General features: G+C 68.0%; 11 protein-coding genes. 3 read left to right on the plus strand and 8 right to left on the minus strand.

The window, feature by feature from the left end; translation table 11 throughout:
* Positions 1 to 39 precede the first annotated feature (39 nt).
* On the plus strand, positions 40 to 2,787 hold the full coding sequence (locus tag AC07V5_RS14760) for a beta strand repeat-containing protein (RefSeq protein WP_495116426.1): 2,748 nt from the start codon (positions 40 to 42) through the stop codon (positions 2,785 to 2,787).
* Here the strand turns inward: AC07V5_RS14760 and hemH are convergent.
* The 8 genes from hemH to argA all read right to left on the minus strand — a co-directional run bounded on the left by hemH (position 2,754) and on the right by argA (position 15,479).
* On the minus strand, positions 2,754 to 3,860 hold the full coding sequence (gene hemH / locus AC07V5_RS14765; RefSeq protein WP_495116427.1) for a ferrochelatase: 1,107 nt from the start codon (positions 3,858 to 3,860) through the stop codon (positions 2,754 to 2,756). The genes AC07V5_RS14760 and hemH overlap by 34 nt on opposite strands.
* 144 nt (positions 3,861 to 4,004) lie before the next feature.
* Complete coding sequence (locus AC07V5_RS14770; RefSeq protein ID WP_495116428.1) at positions 4,005 to 4,973, minus strand: adenylate/guanylate cyclase domain-containing protein; 969 nt, start codon at positions 4,971 to 4,973, stop codon at positions 4,005 to 4,007.
* 64 nt (positions 4,974 to 5,037) lie between these two features.
* Complete coding sequence (rpoD, locus tag AC07V5_RS14775) at positions 5,038 to 7,290, minus strand: RNA polymerase sigma factor RpoD (protein ID WP_495116429.1); 2,253 nt, start codon at positions 7,288 to 7,290, stop codon at positions 5,038 to 5,040.
* A 356-nt stretch (positions 7,291 to 7,646) separates the two neighbouring features.
* A complete protein-coding gene (gene dnaG, locus AC07V5_RS14780; protein ID WP_495116430.1) occupies positions 7,647 to 9,545 on the minus strand; it encodes a DNA primase in 1,899 nt (632 codons plus the stop codon).
* A 9-nt stretch (positions 9,546 to 9,554) separates the two neighbouring features.
* Positions 9,555 to 12,719 (minus strand): putative bifunctional diguanylate cyclase/phosphodiesterase, encoded by a 3,165-nt coding sequence (locus AC07V5_RS14785; RefSeq protein ID WP_495116431.1) that lies wholly within the window; start codon positions 12,717 to 12,719, stop codon positions 9,555 to 9,557.
* A gap of 324 nt (positions 12,720 to 13,043) precedes the next feature.
* Positions 13,044 to 13,340, minus strand: a complete 297-nt coding sequence (locus AC07V5_RS14790; protein WP_495116432.1) for an H-NS histone family protein — start codon at positions 13,338 to 13,340, stop codon at positions 13,044 to 13,046.
* A 433-nt stretch (positions 13,341 to 13,773) separates the two neighbouring features.
* Complete coding sequence (locus AC07V5_RS14795; protein WP_495116433.1) at positions 13,774 to 14,052, minus strand: oxidative damage protection protein; 279 nt, start codon at positions 14,050 to 14,052, stop codon at positions 13,774 to 13,776.
* A 77-nt stretch (positions 14,053 to 14,129) separates the two neighbouring features.
* Entirely contained in the window at positions 14,130 to 15,479 is a 1,350-nt protein-coding gene (argA, locus tag AC07V5_RS14800; protein ID WP_495116434.1) for an amino-acid N-acetyltransferase, read from the minus strand.
* An 86-nt stretch (positions 15,480 to 15,565) separates the two neighbouring features.
* Here argA and AC07V5_RS14805 point away from each other — a divergent pair, with 86 nt between their 5' ends.
* Together AC07V5_RS14805 and hrpA are read left to right on the plus strand one after the other, a co-directional pair.
* On the plus strand, positions 15,566 to 15,958 hold the full coding sequence (locus AC07V5_RS14805) for a VOC family protein (RefSeq protein WP_495116435.1): 393 nt from the start codon (positions 15,566 to 15,568) through the stop codon (positions 15,956 to 15,958).
* A 25-nt stretch (positions 15,959 to 15,983) separates the two neighbouring features.
* Positions 15,984 to 19,826, plus strand: a complete 3,843-nt coding sequence (hrpA, locus tag AC07V5_RS14810) for an ATP-dependent RNA helicase HrpA (RefSeq protein ID WP_495116436.1) — start codon at positions 15,984 to 15,986, stop codon at positions 19,824 to 19,826.
* Positions 19,827 to 19,899 lie beyond the last annotated feature (73 nt).

A 19,899-nucleotide genomic window follows, 5' to 3' on the forward strand; every position in this document is an offset into this window, starting at 1 on the left:
TCTGGCTTCGGGGGCGCTGGAGCCATCAAAGGGGGCAACATGCGGAATTGCAACAAGCGTTGGACGGCTGCCGCGGCGGCTTTGCTGCTGGCGGGCGTCGCCCAGGCCGATGTGGCGGTCGGCGGCACCGTTTACGTCTACCCCACCAGCCTGCCCATCGGGCCTGGCAATACCGACCTGGGCAGCAACACGCTGTCGGTGGGCAACGGTGGCACGGGCTCGTTGTCCATTGACGGCGGCTCCTGGCTGTCGGCGGCCTCGGTGCGTTTCGGGGATGCGGGCAACGGCATCGGCACCGGCCTGCTCAGCGGTGCCGGCTCACGGCTGACGCTGACCGGCGATGGCTACACCAACCGACTGGACCTGGGCGGCTGGGGCCAGGGCAGTCTGGTCGTCGCCGCCGGCGCGACGCTGGACGGCCGCGCCAACTCGGCGAACTGCATGCTGGGCCCGCGCTATTGCAACAACTTCATCGGTGAAGCCGCGGGCAGCGACGGCACACTGACCATCACCGGGGCCGGGTCCAACGCGAGCTTCCTGCGCGCCTTCGTCGTCGGTGCCGTGGCCGTGTTCCGGCCGCCGATCGAGACCTTCACCTTCGGCACGCCCGGCGGCATCACGCGCGGTCGGGTCGAAGTGCTGAACGGCGGCGCGCTGACGACCGACAACGCGTCGCTGGGCGTGGCACCGGGCGGGTCCAGCCCGCTGGGCAGCGAGCGCAGCTTCGCGTCCGTCGTCGTCGACGGCGCGGGCTCGATCTGGACGGTCACCGGCGCCACGCTGGACAGCGGCGCAGCCTTCATCAACCTGGCCCAGCATGCCAACGCCTGGGGCACGCTGAGCGTGACCGGGGGCGGGCAGGTGGTGGTGCAGGGCAAGACCAACGTCGGCTCGTCGGTCAACGTCGGCAGCCAGGGCGGGCGAGCCGAGATGCTTGTCAGCGGCGCAGGCTCGAACCTGCTGTTCACCGGCGATGCCGGCATCCTGAAGATCGGCCGCAACAACAGCACGGCGTCCATGCGCATCGACGCCGGCGGCCAGGCCAGCGGCATGTACTACCTGAATGTGGGCCGCGACGGTGGCCACGGCGACCTGACCGTGGACGGCGCGGGCAGCCGCGTCCTCGTCAACGGCACCTCGACGGCGGCGGCCAACGGGGGCACGGCCAACAACCCGTCGATGGACATCGGCCGCAACGGCACGGGCACCGTGACGGTCAGCAACGGCGGGCGCATCGACCTCATCTCGACGACCGCGCAACCGCTGGGCACCGCGATCAGCCTGGGCCGCGATGCCGCTTCGTCCGGCACGCTCAACATCATTGGCAGCGGTTCGGTCGTGTCCGTCAGCGCGGCCTCCACGCTGCCGGGCGGCGGCCCAGCCGAGGCGCTGAACCCGAACGTGCGCGTTGGCCGCGACGGCTCGGGCTTCCTGAACATCACCGCGGGCGGCAAGCTCCTCATCGATGGCCAGGCCATCTCCACGCCGACCGATTCGCGCAGCACCAACCTCCTCATCGGCGGCACCAGCGACACGGTGCCGGGCGGCCGCGGTATTGCGTTGGTCAGCGGGCTCGGCTCCGAAATCCTCATGACCGGCAACGACACCTACATCGGTGTCGGCCACGGCCCGCAGACCTTCGGCCAGTTGACCGTGGCCGACCAGGCCAGCGTCAGTGCCATCGGCATGAACGTGGGCCGCTCAGGTGGCGTGGGCGTGCTCAGCGTGGACAACGCCACCCTGAACTTCAGCGGCCAGCAGACCGGCAGCACGCTGTCCGGTGCCTTCCTGTCCATCGGCCGCTCCGGCGGCGTGGGTGTGGCCAGCATCGGCAACGGCAGCCAGGTGACGATCCACAACCTGGGCACCCTCGGCGCCACGCTGAACCTGGGCGGCACCAGCAACGGGCCGTTGGGCGATGGCACGCTGACGCTGTCGGGCGGCTCGCACATCAGCATTGAGGGCGCGCCGGGCAGGGCCTCGATGACGGTGGCGCGCGACGGCAGCGGGCTGATGCGCATCAAGGGTGCCAGCAGCGTCGACGTGCTCGGTGGCGGCGTCTTCGTCGGCCGGCTGCACGGCTCGGACGGCACGCTGCTGATCAGCGAGGGCTCCAGCTTGACGACGAGCTGGCTGGGTGTCGGGCGCGACAAGACCGCCACGGGCAGCGTGGATGGCGGCACCGGCACGCTGGTGGTCAACAACAGCACGCTGACGGCCAACACCATCGTGATCGGCACCAACGGCTTTCTGGGTGGCAACGGCACCATCGTCGGCAACGTCACCAATTACGGCATCTTCAGCCCCGGCAACTCGCCCGGCCAGATGCGCATCGACGGCGGCTTCACCGCCGCCACCGGCAGCCGCCTCATCCTGGAGGTGCAGGCCGACGGCGGCGGCTACCGCACTGACAGCGTCGTCTTCGGCGACGGCAGCACGCTGGACCTGAGCCATCTGTCGGTCGAGTTCCGCTTCCTCGGCAACACCGACCCGAACGCCTTCCAGGCCAGTGGCGGCTTCAACATCAATACCTTCTTCCAGACGGTCGATGCCGGTGGCGGCAGCCAGGGCCTGGACCCGACAGCCTTTGCCGGCGCGAGCTTCAGCGCGCAGGCCGACGCCTACCAGTTCAGCAGCTTCAGCTTCAGTGCTGCGGGTGGGGCCGTCTTCACGGCGCAGGCCGTGCCGGAACCCGGCGCGGCCTGGATGGTGCTGGCCGGCCTGGTGGTGCTGACCGGCGTGGCCCGGCGTCGTCAGTCGCGCGAGCCGGCGGCCACGGCGCGCTGACGCTGCAAGGCCAGCGTGTCCGGGTGGGGCGCTTCGGTAGGCCAGCCCTGCAGATGGCGCTCGGCCAACTTGGCCAGCGCGCGCATGCCGGCGGGGTGGTCGTTCAAGCAAGGGATGTAGGCAAAGCGCTGGCCGCCGGCGGCGAGGAAGGCGGCGCGGGCCTCCTGCTCGATCTCTTCCAGCGTCTCCAGGCAGTCCGCCGCGAAGCCGGGGCAGATGACGTCGACCGACTTGAGGCCGCCCTTGGCCAGCTCGATGAGGCGGGGCTCGGTGTAGGGCTGCAGCCACTTGGCCTTGCCGAAGCGGCTCTGGAAGGTCACCTGCCATTCACCGTCCTTCAGGCCCAGCGCCTCGGCGAGCAGGCGGCCGGTCTTCAGGCATTCGCAGTGGTAGGGGTCGCCGAGGTGCAGGGTGCGCTCGGGCATGCCGTGAAAGCTCATGACGAGGCGTTCGCCGCGGCCCTCGCGCTGCCAGTGCTCGCGCACGCTCTTGGCGAGGGCGCCGATGTAGCCGGCGTCATCGTGATAGTGGTTGATGAAGCGCAGCTCGGGCAGGTGGCGGGTCTGCAGCGCCCAGCGGGCCACGTCGTCGACGACGCTGGCCGTCGTCGCGCCCGAGTACTGCGGATAGGCCGGCAGCACGAGCACGCGCCGCACGCCGTCGCGCTTGAGGGCATCCAGCGTCGTGCCGATGGCAGGCTGGCCGTAGCGCATGGCCGGGGCCACGCGCACGCGCAGGCCGAGGTCGCCGAGCTGGCCCTGCAGCAGCTTGGCCTGCTTCTCGGTCCAGACCTTGAGCGGCGAGCCGTCGGTCGTCCAGACGGTGGCGTACTTGGCCGCCGACTTGGCCGGCCGCACGCGCAGGATGATGCCGTGCAGGATGGCCAGCCAGATCAGCCGCGGGATCTCGACGACGCGCGGGTCGGCGAGGAACTGGGCCAGGTAGCGGCGCAGGGCGGGTGCAGTGGGCGCGTCGGGTGTGCCGAGGTTGCACAGCAGCACGGCCACATCGGTTGCCAGCGGGCCAGCAGGCGGTGCGCCGTGGCGCTGCGGCGGTTCGGGAAGAAAGGGCATGTCAGTGGTGATGCGCGGGGTTTGCGGGCCGACCGCCGGGCCGCTCCCAAGCCGGCCCGGCTGGGCGATGTGCTTGCGGCTTAACGCCGCAAGCATCGCCGTCCCCTAGGGGGACCGGCCAAGGTACTCCTTGGACGAGGGGCCTCATCTCCGGGAGCGTGGGCCGCCAAAAGGTTGCGGCTCGGTGTCGTAGAAGTGCAGCACCTCGAAACGCACGACGGGTGACTGGTCGTCGGTCGGCAGGCCGCCCAGGCCGATGACGCCGCTGCCATGCAAGGTGCAGCTGCCGCGCTTCAGGCTGAGCAGCTCGCCGGAGTCTCCGAAGCGGACGTAGGTGCCGTTGTAGGAGAGGTCGGTCAGCTCGAAGCTGCTGCCTTGCCAGTCGATGCGGGCATGTGAGCGCGACACACGGGCATCGGTGATGCAGTAGGTGGCCTGCACGCTGCGGCCCAGCACAATGGGCATGGCGCCGATGTCGAAGACCCGGTCCAGGTCTTGCCAGACCAGGCGCATGCCATCGGGCTCGACCGAGCGCATCGGCTCGCCGAACTGCGTGGCGGTGTCGTCGGCGCTGACCAGCGGTGCCGCGTCCAGGCGGTAGACATGCACGGGCTCGATGCGGCCACGCACAGAGATGCGGTCCAGGCTGCGGAAGCGCCCCTTGGACGCATGGTGCAGGCCGATCAGGACCTCGGCCGTGATGAGGATCTCGCCGTCGCCGGCGTGGTCGATGAGGCGGGCCGCGACGTTGACCGCGTCGCCAAAGCAGTCGCCGTTCAGCTCGACGACCTCACCACGCGCCAGCGCCACCTGCAGGCGCATGGCCAGCATGGCCGGGTTGCTCTGGCGGCGGGCGCGCTGCACGGTCTTTTCCAGCATCTCCTGCATGCGCTGGGCGGCGCGCACGCCATCGCGTGGCGTGTCGAAGGCGGCCATCAGGCCGTCCCCCAGCGTCTTGATGAGCTGGCCGCCGCTCTCCAGCACGGCCTCGCTGATCTGGCCGACGGTCTGCGTGACCATGCCGCTGGCCTCGGCGTTGCCGAGTGATTCGTACAGCCCGGTGCTGCCGCGCAGGTCGGCAAAAAGGACGGTGCGTTCGCGAATCGCGGTCATGTTTTCAGTGTACCGGCGTAGAAAAGGCCGGCAGAGCCGGCCTTTCGTCACGGACAAGTGCGAATTACAGGTTGTCCAGGTAAGTGCGCAGCTTGTCAGAGCGGCTCGGGTGCTTCAGCTTGCGGATCGCCTTGGCTTCGATCTGGCGGATGCGTTCACGCGTCACGTCGAACTGCTTGCCGACTTCTTCCAGCGTGTGGTCGCTCTGCATCTCGATGCCGAAGCGCATGCGCAGCACCTTGGCTTCGCGAGGCGTGAGGCTGTCGAGGATGTCCTTCACCACGTCGCGCAGGCCAGCCTGCATCGCGGCCTCGATGGGCGCCGTGTTGTTGGTGTCCTCGATGAAGTCGCCCAGGTGGCTGTCGTCGTCGTCGCCGATCGGCGTCTCCATGGAGATCGGCTCCTTGGCGATCTTCATGATCTTGCGGATCTTGTCTTCCGGGATCTCCATCTTCTCGGCCAGCGTCGGCGCGTCCGGCTCGAAGCCGAACTCCTGCAAATGCTGACGCGAGATGCGGTTCATCTTGTTGATCGTTTCGATCATGTGAACCGGGATGCGGATGGTGCGGGCCTGGTCGGCAATGCTCCTCGTGATGGCCTGGCGGATCCACCACGTGGCGTACGTCGAGAACTTGTAGCCGCGGCGGTATTCGAACTTGTCCACCGCCTTCATCAGGCCGATGTTGCCTTCCTGGATCAGGTCCAGGAACTGCAGGCCGCGGTTGGTGTACTTCTTGGCGATGGAGATCACGAGGCGCAGGTTGGCCTCGATCATTTCCTTCTTCGCGTCACGAGAGGCCTTTTCGCCCTCGTTCATCTTCTTGTTGATGTCCTTCAGGTCGTCCAGCGGCACCACGGCCTTGGCCTGGATGTCCGTCAGCTTCTGCTGCAGTTCCTGCACCGGCGGCAGGTTGCGCGCCAGGATGATGCTGTACGGCTTGCCGGCAGCAACTTCCTTCTCGGCCCACTTCAGGTTCAGCGCGTTGGGCGGGAAGGTCTTGATGAAGTGCTCTTGCGGCATGCCGCACTTGTCGACCACGATCTTGCGCAGTTCGCGCTCGTAGCGGCGCACGTCGTCCACCTGGCTGCGCAGGATGTCGCACAGCTTCTCGATCGTCTTGACCGTGAAGCGGATGGTCATCAGCTCGCCGCTGATGGCCTGCTGGGCCTTGTTGTACGGCACCGACTTGTAGCCGTCCTTCTCGAAGGCCTTGCGCATCTTGTCGAAGGCGGCGGACATGGTGTCCAGCTTCACCAGCGCGGCGTTCTTCAGCTCTTCGAGCTTCTTGGTCAGCGCCTTGGAGCCGCCGTTGCCGTCGTCGTCGTCTTCCTCGTCGAACTCGTCGAAGTCTTCTTCAGCGACGTAGTCGTCTGCCTCGTCGGCGGCGACGAAGCCGTCCACCACTTCGGAGATCTGCATCTCGCCGGCGCGGATCTTGGTGGCGAATTCGAGGATGTGGGCGATGGTCGTCGGCGACGCCGAGATCGCCAGCATCATGGCCTGCAGGCCGCCTTCGATGCGCTTGGCGATTTCGATTTCGCCTTCACGGGTCAGCAGTTCAACCGTGCCCATTTCGCGCATGTACATGCGCACCGGGTCGGTCGTGCGGCCGAACTCGGAGTCCACCGTCGACAGCGCGGCTTCCGCGGCTTCTTCGGCTTCTTCTTCGGTCGACGTGGCCGTCGTGTTGCCCTGGATCAGCAGCGTGGCGGCGTCAGGCGCCTGCTCGTACACGGCGATGCCCATGTCGTTGAGCATCGACACGATGGCTTCGAGGATTTCCTCGCTGACCAGCTTTTCTGGCAAGTGGTCGTTGATTTCCTGGTGCGTCAGGAAACCACGCGTCTTGCCCATCTTGATGAGGGTCTTCAGCTCGCTGCGGCGCTTGAGGGCTTCCTCTTCGGTCAGCGCGGTCTCTTCGAGGCCGAACTCACGCATCAGCGCGCGCTCCTTGGCGCGGCTGACCTTCATGCGCAGGGGCTTGGCCTTGGGCGTGTCTTCCGCAACGGCGGTGACTTCCTCGACCTCGGCCTCAACCTCGCCCTCGAGCTCGGCGTCGACGTCCGACAGGTCCACGTCTTCCTCGACGTCCTTCTTGCTGCCGGCCTTCTTCGACTCGGTCTCCGCCTTGGGCTTGCGGCCGCGCTTGGGCTTGTCTTCGTCGGCCACGGCCGCCTTGGCGGTTTTCGCGGCCGGCTTGGCTGCCGCCTTCGCGGTCTTGGCCGATGCCTCTGGAGCAGCCTTCACGGCAGTCTTCTTCTTGAGTTCTTCGGCGGGAGCGGGGCTGGCCTTGGGCGCGGTCTTCTTGGCGGTCATGCAGGTCCTTCGGGTTTGCGCGGTCAATTCAGAAATGCAGCAGCCACCGCTGCCAGCCCGGGCTCGGCATCAAACCGGCGGGGCAGGGGGCGGTGGCTTTCGTCGCTGGGGTGTCAGTCGGATATCGGGGATATCGGCCGAGGGACCCTGGCGTGGCGCGAACAAGCTGGCGTGATCGTTTGGTATGCAGAGCTGGCGGATGTATTGGCCATTAAAACCCTCATTGGGTTACCCAGTGTCGCTGGGTGGCCGGGTCCGGCATTTCTCTGCCGTCACTCTTGTTGACGCGCGCGGAAAACGCAAGATTATCGGCCAAATTCATACCAAGGTCAAAAATAGGCCTGCTCGGCCGCTGGTCAAGCCGCCTGCGCGCCTCCGCCCTTGAACTCATCGGCACGGGCACGCAGCTCTCGGTAGCGGACGCGATCGGCCTCGCTGAGCGAGGGTTGTGCCAGCAGGCTGGCGATTTCGGCGTCGATCTGGGCGCGACGGAGCTTGGCAAGCGCCGCGGTCAACTCCTTGCCTGGATCCGCGTCAGCGCCAAGGTCGTGGACCGGGTGTATGACCTGTGCAGCCCGGCTGTCCAGCCCGGCATCGGCCAAGCCGGCCTCGACAGCGGCCCACGGCATCGCGCCGTGATGGGTCAACTGGCGCTCCAGCCACTGAATGAGCTCGCCGTGCACCCCCGGCAGGTCATGCAGCAGGGCACGGTCTTCGTCGACCAGCGTCTCCCACAGCTCGGTGTGCTGGAGCAGCAGTCGGGTGGCGTGATCGGTGGCCGTGGCTGGTGCGGTACGCGGGCCAGCCGGGCGGGGTTCGGCATCGCGGCGCGATTTCCAGTCACCCTTGCCTTTCCATTCGCCTTTGGGTTTCCATTCGGCCTTGGGCTGCCAGCGCGGCTTCTCCGCGGGCGCTGCGGCCTCCGTGGCGGGTGCAGCGGCAGGAGGGGGTTCACCCAGCCACAACGCCTGCAGCTCGGCCTCGGGCATCTGCCCCTGGCGGGCGATCTCGCCCAGCAACTGGCGGCGCAGCAGGCTGTCGGGCAGCAGGCTCCACAGTGGGCGGGCCTGGCTGAGCATGCGGGCGCGGCCCTCGGGCGTGCCGAGATCGCAGCCTTCGCCTGCGACGGCGATGAGCTGGCGCGACAGCGGCACCGCCGTCTCGATGCAGCGCTCGAAAGCCTCGGCGCCCAGCTCGCGCACGTAGGAGTCGGGGTCGTGCTCGGTCGGCAGAAACAGGAATTTGACCGAGCGCGTCTCGGTTGCGTGGGGCAGGGCGGCTTCCAGTGCGCGCACGGCGGCGCGGCGGCCAGCGGCGTCGCCGTCGAAGCTGAAGACGACGGATTCCGTGTGGCGGAAGAGCTTGTGCACGTGGTCGGCCGTGCAAGCCGTGCCCAGCGTCGCCACGGCGTTGGCGATGCCGTGCTGGGCCAGGGCGACGACGTCCATGTAGCCCTCGACGACCAGCGCATGGCCGCGTTGGCGCATCGCCTGGCGGCCTTCGAAGAGGCCGTACAGCTCCTTGCCCTTGTGGAAGACCGGCGTCTCGGGCGAGTTCAGGTACTTGGGTTCGCCCTTGTCCAGCACACGGCCGCCGAAGCCGATGACCTCGCCCTGCACGTTGCGGATGGGGAACATGATGCGATCGCGGAAGCGGTCGTACCTTTTGGCGTCCTCGCCGGGTTCGGCGTCGGGCGTGATGACGAGGCCGGATTCGACGAGCTGCGGGTCGTCATAGCTCGGGAAGCCGCTGGCCAACGAGCGCCAGCCCTCGGGCGAGTAGCCCAGGCCGAAGTTGGCGGCGATCTGGCCGGTCAGGCCACGGCCCTTCAGGTAGCTCACGGCGCGCGGCGATTTGCGCAGCTGGGCCTTGTAGAACTCGGCCGCGCGGGCCAGCACGTCGGTCAGGCTCTGCTGCCTGGCTTTCTCGGCCTTGGCGCGTTCACGCTGCTCGGGGCTGCGGTCGTCCTGCGGCACCTGCATGCCGACCTGCTGGGCCAGGTCCTCCACCGCCTCGACGAAGGTCGCGGCCGTGTGCTCCATCAGGAAGCCGATGGCATTGCCGTGCACGCCGCAGCCAAAGCAGTGGTAAGTCTGGCGGCTGGGGCTGACGATGAAGCTGGGCGATTTCTCGCCGTGGAAGGGGCACAGGCCCTTGTGGTTGATGCCGGCCTTCTTCAGCTCGACATGGCGGCCCACCACCTCGACGACGTCGACGCGGGCCAGCAGGTCTTGGATGAAGGCGGGTGGGATCACCCCCGGAGTTTAAAGAGGGGCCTGGGACGGGCTGCGAAGTTGCCCCGCCCAGTCGCCGTTGCCGAAGGCATCCATCCAGCCTGGCAGGGCCGTGGGGTGCATGGCGGCGGCAATGCCATTGCCCTGGCCCAGGCGGCAGCCCAGGCGCAGCAGTTCGCGGGCGTGGGCGCGGCTCTCCACGCCCTTGGCCAGCACTGAGCAGCCGATATTTCGGGCCAGGCCGATGACGCTTTCGACGAGAGACAGGTCCTGGGCGTCGCCCAGCATCCCCTGCACGAAGCTGCGGTCGAGCTTGAGGGTGTCGACGGTCAGCCGCTTCAACGACGACAGCCGCGAATAGCCGGCGCCGAAGTCGTCCAGCGCGATGCCGACACCCAGCCCCAGGCAGCGCTGGATCAGCGCCTGGGTGGCGGCCGTCTCGGCCAGCGCGTCGGCCTCCAGTACGTCAAGGTGCAGCAGATGGGCCACCTCGGGCGGCTGGCGCTGGATGAGCTCCTGCAGGCGCTGCGGGAAATCATGGCGACCCAACTGGCGCAGGCCGACGTTGACGCTGACTGGCAGGCCCCGGCCGCTGTTGACGCCGGCGCGCGCCCAGGCCGCGGTTTGCGCGAGGGCCTGCTCGATGACCCAGTCGCCGATCTGCACGGCCAAGCCGGTGGTCTCGATCAGCGGCAGGAAATGGGCCGGTGCCAGCAGGCCGCGCTCGGGGTGCTGCCAGCGCAGCAGCGCCTCGACGCCCATGACCTGGCCGGTGCGCAGGTCGATCTGCGGCTGGTAATGCAGCAGCAGTTCTTCCTTGTCCAGCGCCTGCTGCAGGCGGGCCAGAGCGATAAGGCCCGCCTCGTCGCGCTGGTCCAGCGTCGGGTCGTGGAACTGGATGCCGCCGCGGCCGGCGTGCTTGGCCCGGTACAGGGCGTGGCCGGCGTGGCGCAGCAGGGTCTCAGGATCGGCGTCGTCCTGCGGATACAGGGTGGCACCCATGCTGGCGCCGATCTCGATGGCCAGCCCGTTGCCAGCCCGGCTTTCGCGGATGGCGACCGGCGTCGACAGCACGGTCAGCAGGCGGTCGACGCCGCGTTGGGCTTCTTCCGGGGTCTGCACGCGCATCAGCACGGCGAATTCGTCGCCATGCAGGCGGGCGAGCTGATCGGCGGTGTCCGGCTCGGCGCCACGCGAGCCGCGCAGCGTGGCCTGCAGGCGGCCGCTGAGCTGCAGCAGCACGGCATCGGCGACGAGCTGGCCGTGCTCGGCGTTGACGCGGCCGAAATCGTCCAGGTCGATGATGCCGACGACGAGCCTGAAGCCGTCGCGGTTGGCGGCGGACAGGGCCTGCTGAAGCAGGCGCATGAATTCGTCGCGGTTGGCCAGGCCGGTGGCGAGGTCGTAGCGCAGGCGGCGTCGCAGCAGGTCCTGCTGGCGCAGGCTCTCGCCGAGGTCGGTCAGGCTGAGCAGGCGCCAGCGTGGGCTGACGCCGTCGGGCTCGGGCACAGGGCTGAGCTTGGCCGCGAAGACATGGCGGCCGCCGTCGTCCAGCTCGGCCTGCAACTGGCCGCTCCAGGTCATGCCGCTGCCCAGTTCGGCCTGCAGCTCGGCGGGTTCGTGGCCGCTGCGCTGCAGGTTGGCCGCGCTCAGCGGCGTGGCCAGGCGGCCCACCAGTGCCTCGCGCGGCGCATGCAGGATGTCGCAATAGGCCGGGTTGACCTCGACGACGCGCCACTGCGTGTCGACGACGGCCAGGCCCTCGCTGGCCTGCTGGAAGAGCGTGGCCGACATGCGCTCACGTTCTTCGGCCGTGTGGCGCCAGCTGACGTCGGCCAGCGACGCGATGAGGCCGCGTGCCCGGCCCTGGCGGTCGCGCAGCGGCACGTGGGCCTGCAGCTCGTGCCAGCGCCAGTCGCCTCCGTCGGCGGCGAGGCGCAGCGACAGGCCGAGGTGGTTGCGCAGCGGGTCGCCCAGCATCTCGCGCAGCGCGCGGCGCACCGGCTCGCGGTCGCGCGGGTGGGCCAGGCGTATCCAGTCCAGCGGCGCGTTGCCGGTCAACGCGCCGTCCGGCGACGTCGTCAGCGCCATCCAGCGCGCCGACGCGTGGCGCCGCCCCTCGGGCAGGCGCCATTCGGCCAGGGCCAGGCCCTGGGCGTCGAGGGCGCTGCGCCAGCCGTCGCGGTCGCGCAGCTGCTGCTGGCTTAGCGCGACGACGATCAGCGGCAGCACGGCCAGCGCCGCGCCGAGCGCGTAGGCGGCCAGCGTGGGCGGCGCGCAGACGGCCCAAATGACCAGCAGGCCGGCGCCCAGGGTGGCGTTGGCGCGCGGCGAGGCCTGCAGCGCGTGCAGGCACAGCAGCAGATGCGGCAACAACTGCATGGGGCCGGCGCTCGGTAGCCAAGCCAGGCTGGCCTGGGTCGCAACCGCTGCCAGCGCGAGCCCATGGCCCATGCGGCGGCTGCCGCGGCGCGGCCGCTGGGAGCTGGCCTGCAGGGTGGTGCCGGCGCTCAGCAAGGCCAGGGCCCAGGTGAAGGCCAGTTCCAGCGCGCCGGCGCCCGCAGTGCCGGTCGACAGACCCGCGCCCAGCAGTGCACCGAGCGCCAGCAGGCCGGCCAGGCTGGGCGCGGCAACGCCCGCCAGCAGCCCGAACAGGCCGACCTCGCGCCAGCCCGTCAGCCGGCCGGTCAGGCGCAGGCGGCGCAGCAGCGTCCTGTTCAGCGCGATGGCCAGCAGGGGGAGGGCCAGCGCGCTCAGCACCGGGGCTGAAATCAGCAGGTCCAGCGCCGCGCCAGGGTCGGGCGCCGTCTTGAAGAGCAGGGGCAGGCCGCCGCCGAGCAGCAGCCCAGCCATCACCAGGGGCAGCACCCAGGCGCTGAGGCGCCACAGCGTCAGCAGGCCCAGGGCGGCCAACAGCATGGGAATCAGCAGATCCTGGGCCGGCATCGCACCGGCTGGCTGGGGCAGGCGCAGCAGCGGCGGCAGCGCGTCCCCGGCGAGGCCCCAGGCGGTGATCACGCCGCCAACAAGGCCGGCCAGCGCCGCCAGGCCGACGCGGCGCAGCCGGTGCCAGCCACGGCGGTCGTGGATGCGGCGGGGGCCGGGCGGCACGGTGGTGGACGGTGGCGGTTGCACGCTCAGATCAGCGCCCTCTTGGTGGGTGCTGAAATCAGGCGTACCGGAATGCAGGTCCATGCTCAGCCCGATATCCGGGCAATCCACCGCTCGGCTGCCGCGGAGCTGTCATGGAAAAGTTGGAGTAAGACGGGCATCCGAGCAATTTCGTCTTCCTCGTCATGGGACGAACCCGGGGAAAACCCGCAAGGTTTGGTTCCGGACAGCGTGACGAAAGGCATGTCGCAGTTTAGGCGTGGTGCCGGCCACAAAAGAAAAGGGCCATCCCGTAGATGGCCCTGCTGGGTGCTGCGCTGTTGTTGGCGCGTCGCGGTGATTCTTCAAATTGCGCTTGGCGCGGGCATCAAGTGGCCGCGGCTTGCGGCCAAATGAGCTTGATGATGTTCAGACGGCGAAATCGGTCAGCTTGGCGCCGCCGGCAACGGCAGCCTTGAGCCATTTGGGCTGCAGGCCACGGCCGCTCCAGGTTTCACCGGTGGCTTGGTTGCGATATTTGGCGGCCACCTTGGAGACCTTGGGCGGCTTGGGGGTGCGCACGCTGAGGTCAGCCAGCGTCAGCCCATACTCGCTCATCAGGGATTTGACCTTGGCCACGGCCTCGCTGCGCTCGCGCTCCTTGGTTTGGCTGATCTGCTCATCCAGCGCAGCGCGCTGGGCCAGGAGTTCCTTGAGATTGGACATGCTGCTATTCCTCTTGCGATTTGACCGGTGAGACTCTCGATGACCGGCATCGAGGCCCTGGAGAGGCTGACTGGGAAGTCGAGCGATTATCTCCGCGCTTGAATTAAATCGCGTACCGGGAATTCAGGCAAGAGTTTTCGTTGGATGTCAGCGACGGGTTTTGAATTCGTGCCGGGAGTTTGATTGCAGTGGATTTCGCCGCTTCAGCGCGCGTGGCGAAGCGGAAATACCGCGCACTCCGGCCGTGCCGGAGGTATTGCCCGTGACGAATGCCACGGTTCGCACGATGAATAGCCCGATTCAGTTCAAGGGCGACAGTGGCGACACATAGGCCGCCACTGCGTCACGACCGGTGCCCAGGACGGATTGTTGGTGCACCTGGCCGGGCCTGCGTTCGAATGAGCCCGGCCCGGAATTCTTTCCTGCTCGGCGCTCAGGCCGGTGGCGGGACGTAGCCGGCCACTGCTTCGGCACCGGTGCCGAAGAAGAATTGCTCGGCCTGGCGCATCAGGTATTGGCGGGCGCGCTGGTCGGCGAGGTTGAGGCGGTTTTCATTGACGAGCATGGTCTGATGCTTCATCCAGGCCGCCCAGGCCTCCTTGCTGACGTTTTCCCAAACTCGTTTGCCAAGTTCGGTGTGAGCCGGATAGGGCGGGAAGTCCAGCCCTTCGGCTTCCTTCTTCAGATAGGCGCATTGAACGACGCGGGGCATGACGGACTCCTGAGACACAAAAAGAGAAAACGGCCGGCACTTTAGCGCCCAGGCCATTTCGGGTGGCGACGATGGGCTTAGTTGAATCTCTTGACGAGCACGAGAGAGCGCCGATCCCAGTTGTATTTGCGCTTGCGTTCCTCGGGCAGCCATTCGGGATCGACCTGCTGGAAACCGCGTTTGATGAACCAGTGCATGGTGCGCGTCGTCAGCACGAAGATGCTGTCCAGGCCCATGGCCTTGGCGCGCTGTTCAATTCTTTTCAGCAATCTGTCGCCGTCGCCCTGGCCCTGCACCTCGGCGGATACGGTCAGCGCGGCCATTTCCGCGGTGCGCGCCTCGACATAAGGGTAGAGCGCCGCGCAGCCGAAGATGACGCCGTCGTGCTCGATGACGGTGTAAAGCTCGGCATCGCGCTCGATCTCCGTGCGGCTGCGCTTGACGAGGGTGCCGTCGCGCTCGAAGGGTTCGATGAGCTGGATGATGCCGGCCACGTCGTCGGCACTGGCCTCGCGCAGGCTCTCCAGCTTCTCGTCGACGACCATGGTGCCGATGCCATCGTGGGTGTAGACCTCTTGCAGCAGCGCGCCGTCGACGGCGAACGGAATGATGTGCGAGCGCTCGACGCCGGCGCGGCAGGCCTCGGCGCAGTGGCGCAGGTAGAAGGCGACGTCGGTCGGCTCGGGCGTCTGGCTGGCCTTGGCGAGCATGCGGTCGGCGTCGGCCACGGCCAGCTCGGTGTCGATGGCGCTTTCGGGGTCATCCGGGTTTTCGGGCACGCCCGGCACCTCGCAGACGAACAGCAGCTTGTCGGCCTGCAGTGCGATGGCCGCCGACGTAGCTACGTCTTCCATGCTCAGGTTGAAGGCCTCGCCGGTGGGCGAGAAGCCGAAGGGCGACAGCAGCACGATGGCGCCGATGTCGATGGCGCGCTGGATGGCGGCGGCGTCGACCTTGCGCACCAGGCCCGAATGCTGGAAATCCACGCCGTCGACGATGCCGACCGGGCGGGCGGTCAGGAAGTTGCCGGATACGACGCGCACGGTGGCGTTGGCCATCGGCGTGTTGGGCAGGCCCTGGCTGAAGGCGGCCTCGATCTCGAAGCGCAGCTGGCCGGCGGCTTCCTGGGCGCAGTCCAGCGCCACGGCGTCGGTGATGCGGCGGCCATGGCTGTAGCGCGGCGTCTGGCCTTTGGCGGCGAGCTGTTCATTCACCTGGGGTCGGAAACCGTGGACGAGCACGATCTTGATGCCCATGGCGTGCAGGATGGACAGGTCCTGCACAAAGGCATTGAGCTTGCCGGCGGCCACCAGCTCGCCTGGCATGCCGACAACGAAGGTTTCGCCGCGGTAGGCGTGGATGTACGGCGCCACGGCGCGGAACCAGGGCACGAAGGTGTGGGGAAAGACGAGGCTGAGCGCGGTCATGGGGCGAATTGTGGCCTGTGACTCGGGTCACTTGACGCTGTCACATTCGCCTCGGAGGATCGCCGCTTCATCACTCGGAGACTGCGATGAAGGACTATCAAGACGTCTACATGACCCCCGGCGCCTTCAGCTGGAACGAGCTGGGCACGCCCAACCCCAAGGCCGCCTGCGAGTACTACGGCAGCCTGTTCGGCTGGACGTTCGACACGATGAACATGGGGCAGGGCGATTACCACGTCATCAAGGTCGGTGACGTCGCGGTGGGTGGCGTCATGACGCCGCCAGCACCCGGCCCGGCCATGTGGGGCGCCTACATCACCGTCGAGTCCTGCGACGCCACCGTCGAGAAGGCCAAGAGCCTGGGCGGCACGGTCTGCGCCGGGCCGTTCGACATCCCGACCATCGGCCGCATGGCCGTGCTGCAGGACCCGCAGGGTGCCGTCGTCCAGGTCATCAGCTACTTCCCGCGAACGGAATGACCGGCTGCGGGACAATCCCGCCGCAATGAATCCTGAATCGTCCGAGAGCCGGTTGCCTCAACCGGCTCTTTCCATTTCCTTTCCCGAAAGCCTGCCGGTCAGCGCGCGGCGCGACGAAATCGCGCAGGCGATGGCCGAGCACCAGGTCGTCATCGTCTGCGGCGAGACCGGCTCCGGCAAGACAACGCAGCTGCCCAAGATCGCGCTGGCGATGGGCCGTGGGCGTCTAAACGGCGGCGGCCTGATCGGCCACACCCAGCCGCGGCGTATTGCCGCCAGCAGCGTGGCCAAGCGCATTGCCGAGGAGCTGAAGACGCCGCTGGGCGATGTCGTCGGCTACAAGGTCCGCTTCCAGGACCGCCTCACGAAGACGGCCTCGGTCAAGCTGATGACGGACGGCATCCTGCTGGCCGAGACCCAGAGCGATCCGCTGCTGAAGGCCTACGACACCATCATCATCGACGAGGCTCACGAGCGCAGCCTCAACATCGACTTCCTGCTGGGCTATCTGCGCGAGCTGCTGCCGCGCCGGCCAGACCTGAAGATCGTCGTCACGTCGGCCACCATCGACGCGGACCGGTTTGCGAAGCATTTCGAGTCGGCCAAGGGGCCGGCGCCGGTGCTGACGGTGTCGGGGCGCCTCTACCCGGTCGAGCAGCGCTACCGGCCCTACGAGGAAAGCCGCGAGTACGACCTGAACAACGCGATCACCGACGCGGTGGACGAGTTGTGGCGCGAGGGCGGGGGCGACGTACTGGTCTTCCTGCCAGGTGAGCGCGAGATCCGCGAAGCGGCCGAGGCCCTGCGCAAGCACCACCCGCCCGGCGTGGACGTGCTGCCGCTGTTCGCTCGGCTGTCGCCAGCCGAGCAGGACAAGGTGTTCGAGCCGCACGGCCAGCGCCGCATCGTGCTAGCCACCAACGTGGCCGAGACCTCCCTCACGGTGCCGGGCATCCGTTACGTCATCGATCCCGGCCTGGCGCGGGTCAAGCGCTACAGCTATCGCAACAAGGTCGAGCAACTGCTCATCGAGCCGATCAGCCAGGCGGCCAGCAACCAGCGCGCGGGCCGCTGCGGCCGGGTGTCCAACGGCATCTGCATCCGCCTGTACAGCGAGAAGGAATTCAACGAGCGGCCGAAGTTCACCGACCCGGAAATCCTGCGGTCGAGCCTGGCCGGCGTCATCCTGCGCATGAAGGCCCTGCACCTGGGCGAGGTCGAGCGCTTCCCCTTCCTGGAGGCACCTCGCCCCAAGGCGATTGCCGACGGCTACCAGCTGCTGGCGGAACTCGGCGCGACCGATGACGACAACGAGCTGACGCCGCTGGGCAAGGAACTGTCGCGCCTGCCGCTGGACCCGCGCGTGGGCCGCATGATCCTGGAGGCCAAGACGCGCGAGGCGCTGACGGAGGTGCTGGTCATTGCCTCGGCCCTCACCGGCCAGGACGTGCGCGACCGGCCCATGGAAGCGGCCCAAGCCGCCGACGAGAAGCACAAGAAGTTCGACGACGAGAAGAGCGAGTTCAGTGGCTATCTGAAGCTGTGGAAGTGGCTGGAAGAGAGCAAGGGCGGCGGCACCGAGCACAAGCTCAGCAACCGCCGCTACGAGCAGCTGCTGCGCGAGAACTTCATCAGCATTCGCCGTGTGCGTGAATGGCGTGACGTGCATTCGCAGCTGCTCACGGTCGTCACAGAGCATGGCTGGCGGCTGAACCAGAGCCCGGCCACCTACGAGCAACTGCACCTGTCCATGCTGGCCGGGCTGCTCGGCAACATCGGGCAGAAGAGTGATGACGAGGACTGGTACCTCGGTGCGCGCGGCATCAAGTTCTACCGCCACCCCGGCGCGCATCTCTCCAAGAAGCCGGGCCGCTGGATCGTGGCCGCCGAGCTGGTCGACACCTCGCGCCTGTACGGCCGCGGCATCGCCAACATCGAGCCGCAGTGGCTGCCGCCCATCGCCGGCCACCTGATCAAGACCCAACTGCTGGAGCCGCACTGGGAAAAGAAGGCCGCCGAGGTGGTGGCGCTGGAGCGCGCCACGCTGTACGGCATCGTGCTGTACAGCAACAAGCGCGTGAACTTCGGCCGCGTGGACCCCAAGGCCGCGCGCGAGATCTTCATCCGTGAGGGCCTGGTCAATGACGACCTGCCGGACGACCTCGTGCGGCAACTGCCCTTCCTCGGCCACAACCGTCGCCAGATCGCCAAGGTCGAGGCGTTGGAGCACAAGTCGCGCCGGCAGGACGTGCTGGTCGACGACGAGCTGATCTACGCCTTCTACGACGACAAGCTGCCGGCGAACGTGTTCTCCGGCGCCACGCTGCTGAAGTGGTGGCGCGAGGCCAGCAAGAGCAACGACAAGCTCCTGCAGCTCAGCCAGGACGAGCTGATGCGCCACGAGGCCGCGGGCGTCACCAGCGAGGCCTTCCCCAAGGTCATCCGCCTTGGCGGCGTGGACTGCGCGGCCACCTATCTGCACCAGCCCGGCGACGCACGTGACGGTCTGACCGTGACCGTGCCCATCTTTGCGCTCAACCAGGTCAGCGAGGAGCGCGCCGAGTGGCTCGTGCCCGGCATGCTCGCGCAGAAGGTGACGGCCCTGCTGAAGAGCCTGCACCAGAAGCCGCGGGCGCGGCTCACGCCGCTGCCGGACTTCGTCGCCGAATTCATCGAGCTGCAGCCCTTCTGCCAGGGTGGTTTGGTGGACACGCTGCTCCGGGCCGTGAAGGACCGCAGCCAGATCGCCGTGCAGCGCAACGACTTCAAACTGGAGCAGCTGGCGCCGCACCTGTTCATGAACTTCCGCGTGGTGGACGAGCACGGCCGCCAGCTCGGCCAGGGCCGCCAGCTCGCTGCGCTGAAGGCGGAGCTGGGTGGGCAGGCGCGGTCGGCCTTCCAGGCGCTGGCGGCGCTGAAGCTGCCGGCGGCTGAAGCACCGCCAAAACCCCAGCAAGCGCAACCCGAGCGCGGTATCCGCGCCGAGATCGTCAAGCCCGCCGCGCCGGCGCGCGACGCCAGCCAGGCCTACACGGACTGGACCTTCGGCGAACTGCCCGAGCTGCTGGAAGTGCGCAAGAGCGGCCAGACGCTGATCGGCTTCCCGGCGCTCATCGACAAGGGCGCCCACGTGGAGATCGAGGTCTTCGACGAGCCCGAGGTCGCCGCCGCCAAGCACCGCGCCGGGCTGCGCCGCCTGATCGCCTTGCAGCTCAAGGAGCCGCTGCGTTTTCTCGAGAAGAACATCCCCGACCTGCAACGCATGTCGGTGCTGTTCATGGGCCTGGGCACGGCCGAGGACTTGCGCGACCAGGTGATCGGTGTCGCGCTGGACCGCGCTTTTCTGGGCGACCCGCTGCCCACCGACCCGATGAGCTTCAAAAAGCGCATCGAGGAGGGCCGCAGCCGGCTCAACCTGATCGCGCAAGAGGTGGCCCGCGCCGCCCACGCCGTGCTGCAGGAGCTGGCCAACGCAACGCGCAAGCTCAAGGATTCGCGCCCGCCCAAGGACGTCGGCGATGACATCACGGCCCAGCTGCAGCGCCTGGTGCCCAAGCGCTTTGCGCTGGACACGCCCTGGGCTCAGCTGCAGCATCTGCCGCGCTACCTCAAGGCCATCACGGCGCGCCTGGACAAGCTGCGTGCCGACCCGCTGCGCGACGCCAAGCTGATGGCCGAGCTCAAGCCCCTGGAGCAGCGCTGGCAGCGCCGTATCGCCGAGCTGAAGGGCGTGCGCGATGGGCGCGTGGACGACTTCCGCTGGCAGCTGGAGGAGTTGAGAGTGAGCCTGTTTGCCCAGGAGCTGCGCACGCCGCAGCCGGTGAGCGTGAAGCGGCTTCAGAAGGTGTGGGATCAGATCGCACAATGACGGCGTGATTTCTCGTGCAATTCCGCGCCTGATTCGCCCTTGGCCTGTACCGAGCTGGCGTCCAATGTGACGT

This window comes from Roseateles sp. GW821-FHT02E12 (assembly GCF_059421665.1).

Bases quoted from the DNA above. Each gene is read 5' to 3' on its own strand.
- AC07V5_RS14760 (WP_495116426.1), top strand. From the start codon at position 40: ATGCGGAATTGCAACAAGCGTTGGACGGCTGCCGCGGCGGCTTTGCTG.
- hemH (WP_495116427.1), bottom strand. From the start codon at position 3,860: ATGCCCTTTCTTCCCGAACCGCCGCAGCGCCACGGCGCACCGCCTGCT.
- AC07V5_RS14770 (WP_495116428.1), bottom strand. From the start codon at position 4,973: ATGACCGCGATTCGCGAACGCACCGTCCTTTTTGCCGACCTGCGCGGC.
- rpoD (WP_495116429.1), bottom strand. From the start codon at position 7,290: ATGACCGCCAAGAAGACCGCGCCCAAGGCCAGCCCCGCTCCCGCCGAA.
- AC07V5_RS14785 (WP_495116431.1), bottom strand. From the start codon at position 12,719: ATGGACCTGCATTCCGGTACGCCTGATTTCAGCACCCACCAAGAGGGC.
- AC07V5_RS14790 (WP_495116432.1), bottom strand. From the start codon at position 13,340: ATGTCCAATCTCAAGGAACTCCTGGCCCAGCGCGCTGCGCTGGATGAG.
- AC07V5_RS14795 (WP_495116433.1), bottom strand. From the start codon at position 14,052: ATGCCCCGCGTCGTTCAATGCGCCTATCTGAAGAAGGAAGCCGAAGGG.
- argA (WP_495116434.1), bottom strand. From the start codon at position 15,479: ATGACCGCGCTCAGCCTCGTCTTTCCCCACACCTTCGTGCCCTGGTTC.
- AC07V5_RS14805 (WP_495116435.1), top strand. From the start codon at position 15,566: ATGAAGGACTATCAAGACGTCTACATGACCCCCGGCGCCTTCAGCTGG.
- hrpA (WP_495116436.1), top strand. From the start codon at position 15,984: ATGAATCCTGAATCGTCCGAGAGCCGGTTGCCTCAACCGGCTCTTTCC.